This is a genomic window from Thermomonas sp. (assembly GCF_047606765.1).
GTDB lineage: Bacteria > Pseudomonadota > Gammaproteobacteria > Xanthomonadales > Xanthomonadaceae > Thermomonas.
In genome coordinates this window covers 1-7423 of record NZ_JASGED010000083.1, presented here as the reverse complement: position 1 = coordinate 7423, position 7423 = coordinate 1, and the positions used below count along the sequence as shown (strand labels likewise).

Annotated in this window: 7 protein-coding genes; 3 read left to right on the top strand and 4 right to left on the bottom strand. The window is 64.4% G+C overall.

The genetic code is table 11. From position 1 onward, the window contains the following. Positions 1-164 precede the first annotated feature (164 nt). Together QM612_RS07940 and QM612_RS07935 are read right to left on the bottom strand one after the other, a co-directional pair. Positions 165-1283: a response regulator gene (locus QM612_RS07940; protein WP_415253358.1), complete on the bottom strand. Its 1119-nt coding sequence runs from the start codon at positions 1281-1283 to the stop codon at positions 165-167. Positions 1284-1359: 76 nt separating this feature from the next. Further along, entirely contained in the window at positions 1360-1893 is a 534-nt protein-coding gene (locus QM612_RS07935; RefSeq protein ID WP_415253359.1) for a pseudouridine synthase, read from the bottom strand. A gap of 77 nt (positions 1894-1970) precedes the next feature. On the opposite strand from QM612_RS07935, the gene QM612_RS07930 reads away from it, so the two are divergent. The 3 genes from QM612_RS07930 to QM612_RS07920 are packed head-to-tail and all read left to right on the top strand — an operon-like array spanning position 1971 to position 4650. Continuing rightward, positions 1971-2360, top strand: a complete 390-nt coding sequence (locus QM612_RS07930; protein ID WP_415253357.1) for a GntR family transcriptional regulator — start codon at positions 1971-1973, stop codon at positions 2358-2360. Continuing rightward, on the top strand, positions 2357-3241 hold the full coding sequence (locus tag QM612_RS07925; RefSeq protein ID WP_415253356.1) for an ABC transporter ATP-binding protein: 885 nt from the start codon (positions 2357-2359) through the stop codon (positions 3239-3241). Before QM612_RS07930 ends, QM612_RS07925 begins: the two co-directional genes overlap by 4 nt. After that, complete coding sequence (locus QM612_RS07920) at positions 3238-4650, top strand: hypothetical protein (protein ID WP_415253355.1); 1413 nt, start codon at positions 3238-3240, stop codon at positions 4648-4650. The genes QM612_RS07925 and QM612_RS07920 overlap by 4 nt, the downstream gene beginning before the upstream one ends. Before the next feature lie 117 nt (positions 4651-4767). Here QM612_RS07920 and QM612_RS07915 read toward each other — a convergent pair whose 3' ends face one another. Both QM612_RS07915 and QM612_RS07910 read right to left on the bottom strand, forming a co-directional pair. Further along, positions 4768-5625 (bottom strand): class I SAM-dependent methyltransferase, encoded by an 858-nt coding sequence (locus tag QM612_RS07915; protein ID WP_415253354.1) that lies wholly within the window; start codon positions 5623-5625, stop codon positions 4768-4770. Positions 5626-5750: 125 nt separating this feature from the next. Beyond that, positions 5751-7423: NADP-dependent isocitrate dehydrogenase (locus QM612_RS07910; RefSeq protein WP_415253353.1), on the bottom strand; the 1673-nt coding region annotated here is incomplete at its 5' end.

Genomic DNA, 7423 nt, shown 5'->3' with positions numbered 1-7423 from the left:
CTGGGATGACGTTTCGGGAGTTGTACAGAGCTTCCCTAATTCGCTGGGATGACGTTTCGGGAGTTGTACAGAGCTTCCCTAATTCGCTGGGATGACGTTTCGGGAGTTGTACAGAGCTTCCCTAATTCGCCGGGATGACGTTTCGGGAGTTGTACAGAGCTTCCCTAAGGCGTGTCAGCGCAGTCGGCTTCCGGCAGTTCGATCACGAAGCGCGCGCCGCCGCCTTCGCGATCCTCGTACCAGAGCTGACCGCCGGCATTGCCGATGATCTGTTTCGCCAGTGCAAGGCCAAGCCCGGTGGAAAGCTGGTGCGCGGTTTCGTCTCCGGACAGGCGCTGGAACGGCTTGAACAGGTCGCGCTGTGACGTGGCGGGAATGCCCGGCCCGCGATCTTCCGCCAGCAATTGCCAGTAGCCGGGCGCGCCGCGCCGCGCGGACAGTGCCAGTTCGCCACCGGCGTGCGCGTATTTCAGCGCGTTGGTGACCAGGTTTTCCGCCACCTGCCGCAGCACGCGGCCATCGATCGCCACGCAGGCATCCGGCTCCGGGCAGGCGGTGTGCAGCCGCAGCCCGCGTGCTTCCAGTTGCAGTTCGTAGCGCTGCGCCAGCCATGCAAGCGTGTCGCCCAGCCGCGTGTGCGCCGATTGCTGCGCATCAAGGGCATTGGCCGTGCGCTGCTGGTTTTCTAGGTATTGCTGGATATAGCCCAATGCGTCCAGCGTGCTGTCGCGGATGATTTGCAGATAGCGCGGCGCGCGTTCTGGGCGCGCATCAGCCATCGCCAGCATGTCGCTTGCGAACAGCACGCTGCTGAGCGGGTTCTTGAGGTCGTGCGCCACCAGGTTGACCAGTTCCTGCCGCTCGCGTGCCAACCGTTGCAGGCGATTGCGCGCAAGCTTCAGGCCAAGATGCGCCTGCACGCGCGCCAGCAGTTCCTCCGGCATGAACGGCTTGGTGACGTAATCGACGGCACCGGCGGCGAACGCGCGCAGCAGCAGTTCGCGATCCTGCGCGGCGGTCAGGAACATCGCCGGCACCTGCTGCAGATGCGGATGCTCATGCAACGCGGCCAGCAGTTCAAAGCCGTCCATGCCCGGCATCACCATGTCCAGCAACAGCATGTCGGGCGGATCGGCCAGCGCCGCCTGCAACGCGGCCTTGCCGTCACCGGCGGTGGTCACGCTGTAGCCGTGTTCGCCCAGCAGCTTGCCAACCACGCGCAGGTTGGCGGGCTGGTCGTCAACGACCAGGATCTTGCCGGCACGAATGATCTGCTGCTGCATCCCGTCGGGCCCCCCTTCGCCGCGCAGTCGGTGCGTGGACGTTAGCAAAGCGCTGGATGGGGGCATAGCCCCGGATTCAAAGTTCGCGCCAGCCAGCCGGCGGCAGTGCGTTCAGCCGGTGTTCGCCGATGGCGACACGCACCAGCCGCAGCGTTGGCAACCCCACCGCCGCCGTCATCCGCCGCACCTGCCGGTTGCGGCCTTCGCGGATGGTCAGTTCCAGCCACGCATCCGGCACGGTCTTGCGGAAACGCACCGGTGGATCGCGCGGCCACAGCGCGGGTGCATCGATGCGGCGCGCTTGCGCAGGCAGCGTTGGCCCGTCGTTGAGCGGCACGCCATCGCGCAGCGCCTGCAACTGTGCATCGGAAGGTTCACCTTCCACCTGCACGAGGTAGGTCTTGGGCTGCTTGTGCTTCGGATCGGTCAGCCGATGCGCCAGCGGGCCGTCATCGGTGAGCAGCAGCAGGCCTTCGGAATCGAAATCCAGCCGCCCTGCCGGATACACGTTTGCCGGCAGGCCGAAGCCGGCCAGCGTGGGGCGTGGCGGCGTGCTGCGATCCGTGAACTGGCACAGCACGCCATAGGGTTTGTTGAAGGCGATCAGCATGGCGTGGACATCATCGCAGCACGGGCCGCGTGATTCGATGCTTGACAAGCGTCTTGTGTATTGTTGTAGTAATACACATGGACGCAAGCATGCTGCATATCCACCCGGCCTCCACCGAGCCGATCTACCGCCAGATTGTCGAGCAGCTGCGGCGTCTTGTGGCAGGCGGGCAACTGGCGGCGGGTGACGTTCTGCCCTCCGTGCGCGAGGTCGCCGCCGCGTACGCCATCAACCCGATGACCGTCTCCAAGGCCTACAGCCAGCTGGAAGCGGAAGGCGTGCTGGAACGCCTGCGTGGCAAGGGCATGGCGGTGGCGGCGCGGGCTGCGCGCGGGCAGAGCCAAAGCAAACGCTGGGCGCTGGTTGACCCGGCCCTGGATGCACTCGCGCGGCAGGCGCGGGAACTGGAACTTGCGCCGGATGAGGTACTTGCCCGGCTTCGCCAACGCATGAAGGACATGCCATGAACATCGCCACGATTTCACCCTTGCAGGCAACCGGCCTGTACAAGCATTACGAAGGCCGCTGCGTGCTGGACGGCGTGACGCTGGCGCTTGCACCCGGCAGAGTGCTTGGCCTGATTGGCCGCAATGGCGCGGGCAAGTCCACGTTGATCCGCATCATGCTGGGCTTGATCGAACCCGATGCAGGCGAGGCGATGCTGTGGGGTCAGCCTTCGCTTGCACTGGACGATGCCGCCAAGGCGCGGCTGGGCTACGTGCCGCAGCAACCGGAAGCGCTGCCGTGGCTGAAGATCGGCGACATGCTGGATTTCGTCGGGCGCTTCTACCCGCAGTGGGATCACGCCTTCGTCGATGCAACGCTGCAACGCTGGTCGCTGCCGCGCAATCGGATGCTGGGCAAGCTTTCACCGGGCGAGCGCCAGCGCATCGCCCTGATCCGCGCGCTGGCATCGCGCCCGGAACTGCTGGTGCTGGACGAGCCCGCTGCCGCGCTCGATCCGGTGGCACGCCGTGAACTGCTGCGCGAGATCGCCCTGCGCGCCGGCGAATCCGGCACCACCGTGCTGTTCTCCACCCACATCGTGTCCGATCTGGAGCGCGTCGCCTCGCACGTTGCCTTCATGCACGCGGGCAAGGTGCTGCTGCATGTAGAGATGGACACGCTCAAGGAATGCCACCTGCGCTTGCACATTCCTGCTGCTGCGGCATCGCAATTGACGGGCAAGGTGCCGGGTGAAATCGCACGCCGCAAACGGGAGAACGGCACGCTGTCGCTGGTGATCGTGCGCGAGGAAGGCGCGCCGTGGCCGGCATTGGCCGAAGCGCCCGGTGTGCATGCCGAAGTGCTGTCGCTGGAGGATCTGTTCGTGGAGGTGGCCGAATGAGTGCCGTGCTTCCGCTTCGCCAATGGCACTCGCCGTGGCCGGTGCTGCGCAACTGCGTGCCGACATGGATATGCGTGGCGGTGCTCATCGGCAGCGGCTTGTTGTTTGCCGTTGCAGGATTGGTTGTGGTGGGCAATCAGCCAGCCCTGGCAATCCTGCCTTGTGTGCTGGCCGTCGCGTTGGCGTGGATGCTGTGGTTCTCGAATCTTTTGAACCTGCATCTGGAAGCGCGGCAATCGCGCATGCCGGTGCTGGCACGCATGGTGGGCGTGGCCTTGATCTGCGCATGGCTGGTTACTGCGCTGTTGCCGGCAATGGTCCTGGTCTGGGCAGGGTGGGCGTTCATTACCACGTTGTCGATCCTGACCTGTGTTGCGGCCTGCAGTCTGCTGGTATTCCAGCTGCCGCGCGCCCTGCTGGTTGCATGCTGCTGCATGCCGATGATGTTCAATCTGCTGAATCACGTTGCGGTGTTGCCGTCCTTGCCGCAGTGGTCGTGGCAGATGACGTATTGGCCGTGGCTGGCTGTGGGCATGGTGCTGCTGGTGGCGTGGTGCTGGCGCTTCAACCTGCGCTGGGCGGAACGTGCGAGCGGTGTTTCGTGGTGGCAGCCGCTGGGGTTGGCAAGATTGCAGATGGCGAAAACAGCGCATGGCCGGGTGATGGGTTATCAGGAACCATGGCGGGCGTGGGCCTGGTTGCAGGAGGGCCGTGTTCAAGCAGGCCCGGACAATCCGCCGCGGGCCATGCGCAGCTTGATCGGTGGTGCCTATGCACCGATGAACTGGCGTCGCCTGCTGGTGGAGATGTTGGGCTTGATGCTGGCTGTCGCATTTTTCGCACAACTCGACAATCACGTGCTGCGAGCTGGCATGCTGGCCGCGCTTGCGATCATGGGTGGCTTTGCGCCGATGGCTTACGGGCAGCGGCTGGAAATGCTGTATTCACAGCAGGCGCGTGAACTGGACGAGCTTGCACTGCTGCCGGGTTGGGGTGAAGCCGCGCAAGCGCGTGCCAGCTTGCTGCGCGCAATCGCATGGTCGCCGCTATGTCTGTTGCTGCAGGTATTCGTGCTGACGCCGGTGATGCTGGTGGCATTGCATGTCGCGGTGACGCCGGTCGATGTCGCGGCGCTCGTGTTGATGGCGGTGCTCTGCGCGCTGCTGAGTGCGCTGGTTTGCCTGTGCCCGGTGGCGGGCGTATCCCTCACCGGCTGGAAAGGTGGGCTGAGCGTGTCGCCGGGCCTGATCCTGATTGTGCTTGGTGCGTCACGCATCGCCTTTGAATATGCAGGCCATGCCGCCCTGTTGCTTGGCGCACTGCTGCTGGCCTGCATCGGATACGGGCTGGCAGTGCATGCCGCTTGGCGCAGATTTCAGGCGCGACCACACCCGTTTTTGCGGAACTGACGGCGAGGAAGCCGACAGTTGGCGATCAGCATGCGCTGGCGAATGATGTGAAAAAGCATCGTGATTCACTGTTCCCGGCCGCGCGCGCGGCTTTGGACTGCGCGGTGCGTGTGTTTCCTAGCGAGCGGGCTTCACGAAGCGCAGCGTCATCCGGTCGCTTTCGCCGATGGCGCGGTATTTCTCCGCATCGGCGGGATCGTGTCGATTGCTCGGCGGCAGCGTCCACACCCCGTTGGGGTGATCCTTGGTGTCGCGCGGGTTGGCGTTGATCTCGCTGCGCGCATCCAGCCGGAAGCCGGCGGCCTGCGCCAGTGCGATCACCTGCGCTTCGCCAACATAGCCGGTCATGTCGTCTGCCGGCACGTTGGCCTTGGCGCGATGTTCGACCACGCCCAGCACGCCGCCGGGTTTCAGCACGTTGAAGAAACCCTTGAACATGCCTTCGGCCTGATCCGCCATGCGCCAGTTGTGGACGTTGCGGAAGGTCAGCACCACGTCGGCGGAGTTGGGCGCGCCAAATACCGGTGTCTTCGGGTCATAGGCCGCGAACTGCGCGCGGTCGAATTGTGCAGGTGCCTCGGCGAAGCGTTTTGCCAGCCCGTCCTTCGCGCGCTGCTGGTAGTCGCGGCTGCCGCCTGCAGGCAGCGAGGCGGGATCGACCACCGCCGCGATGTAACGGCCGCGTTCGCGCAGATAGGGCGCAAGGATCGCCGAGTACCAGCCGCCGCCGGGCGTGATTTCCACCACGGTGTGATCGGGCTGCACGCCGAACAACGCCAGCGTTTCAGCGGGATGCCGATAGACATCGCGCGCGGTTTCCTCAAGGCTGCGCCAGTTGCCGGCGATGGCGGTTGCCAGTTCGGTGTTGGTGGCCGCCGTGGAAGCGGCGCTGGGCGATGCATCGGTGGCGGGTGTGGTGCTGGCGCAGGCGGCGAGCAGTGCGCAGGCAAGCGCGGCGGAGAGCGTGCGGATCATGGTGGGCATCCTCCCGTTGGAATGCATGCAGGGTAACCCGCGCAAGTAATGCGGGCGTGCAGAAAGATGCACATGCGAAAAGGCCCGGCATGGGCCGGGCCTTTCGCGTCGAGCGTTGCCGTGGATCAGCCCAGCAAGGCCAGCGCGTCATTGAAGCGCTGGCTGGGACGCATCGTCGCCGACAGTTTTGCCATGTCCGGCTTGTAGTAGCCGCCGATGTCTACCGGCTTGCCCTGCACCGCGATCAGTTCCGCAGCGATGGCCTCCTCGTGTTCGGCCAGCGCCTTCGCCACCGGTGCGAAGATGGCGGCGAGCGCGGCATCTTCGGTCTGTTCGGCCAGTGCCTGCGCCCAGTACAGCGACAGGTAGAAATGGCTGCCGCGATTGTCGATCTGGCCGGTCTTCGACGAGGGACTCTTGTCGTTGTCCAGCAGCTTGCCGGTGGCGGCATCCAGCGCCTTGGCCAGCAGCTTGGCGCGGGCGTTGCCGTTCTTGATGCCGAGTTCTTCCAGGCTCACCGCCAGTGCCAGGAACTCGCCCAGCGAATCCCAGCGCAGGTGGTTTTCTTCCACCAGTTGCTGCACATGCTTGGGCGCGCTGCCGCCCGCGCCGGTTTCATACAGGCCACCGCCGTTCATCAGCGGCACGATGGACAGCATCTTGGCCGAGGTGCCCAGCTCCATGATCGGGAACAGGTCGGTCAGATAATCGCGCAGGATGTTGCCGGTCACGCTGATCGTATCCAGCCCGCGGATCACGCGCTCCAGCGTGTAACGCATCGCGCGCACCTGGCTCATGATCTGGATGTCGAGGCCGCTGGTGTCGTGGTCCTTCAGGTATTGCCTGACCTTCTTGATGAGCTCGTTCTCGTGCGGGCGGTACGGATCCAGCCAGAACACCGCCGGCATGCCGGAGTTGCGCGCGCGGGTCACGGCCAGCTTCACCCAGTCGCGGATCGGCGCGTCCTTGACCTGGCACATGCGCCAGATGTCGCCTGCTTCCACGTCCTGCGACATCAGCACTTCGCCGGTGTCCAGATCGGTGATGTTGGCGATGCCGTCTTCGGGGATTTCGAAGGTCTTGTCGTGGCTGCCGTATTCCTCGGCCTTCTGCGCCATCAGGCCGACGTTGGGCACGGTGCCCATCGTGCGCGGGTCGAACGCGCCATGCCATTTGCAGAAGTTGATGATCTCCTGGTAGATGCGGGCGAAGGTGCTTTCCGGCATCACTGCCTTCACGTCCTTCAAGCGGCCGTCGGCACCCCACATCTTGCCGCCGTTGCGGATCATCGCCGGCATCGAGGCATCCACGATGATGTCGTTGGGCGAATGGAAATTGGTGATGCCCTTGGCGGAATCCACCATCGCCAGTTCCGGGCGATGCTCGTGGCAGGCATGCAGGTCGCGCTTGATTTCGTCCTGCTTGCTCTGCGGCAGCGACTCGATCTTGGAATACAGATCGACCATGCCGTTGTTGACGTTGATGCCCAGTTCGTCGAACAGCTTGCCGTGCTTCTCGAAGGCATCGCGGTAGAAGATGCGCACGCAGTGGCCGAACACGATGGGATGGCTGACCTTCATCATCGTGGCCTTGACGTGCAGCGAGAACATCACGCCGGTCTTGTAGGCGTCTTCGATTTGCTGCTCGTAGAACGCAAGCAGCGCCTTCTTGCTCATGAACATGGAATCGATGATCTCGCCGTCCAGCAGCGACACCTTCGGCTTGAGCAGGAGGGTCTTGCCGCTTTTGGTGATGAGTTCCATCTTCACGTCGCGCGCGCGGTCCAGCGTCATCGACT

What these genes read in the sequence shown, in the direction of transcription:
- QM612_RS07920 (WP_415253355.1), top strand. Translation starts at nt 3,238, where the DNA reads ATGAGTGCCGTGCTTCCGCTTCGCCAATGGCACTCGCCGTGGCCGGTG.
- QM612_RS07915 (WP_415253354.1), bottom strand. Translation starts at nt 5,625, where the DNA reads ATGATCCGCACGCTCTCCGCCGCGCTTGCCTGCGCACTGCTCGCCGCC.
- QM612_RS07930 (WP_415253357.1), top strand. Translation starts at nt 1,971, where the DNA reads ATGGACGCAAGCATGCTGCATATCCACCCGGCCTCCACCGAGCCGATC.
- QM612_RS07925 (WP_415253356.1), top strand. Translation starts at nt 2,357, where the DNA reads ATGAACATCGCCACGATTTCACCCTTGCAGGCAACCGGCCTGTACAAG.
- QM612_RS07940 (WP_415253358.1), bottom strand. Translation starts at nt 1,283, where the DNA reads ATGCAGCAGCAGATCATTCGTGCCGGCAAGATCCTGGTCGTTGACGAC.
- QM612_RS07935 (WP_415253359.1), bottom strand. Translation starts at nt 1,893, where the DNA reads ATGCTGATCGCCTTCAACAAACCCTATGGCGTGCTGTGCCAGTTCACG.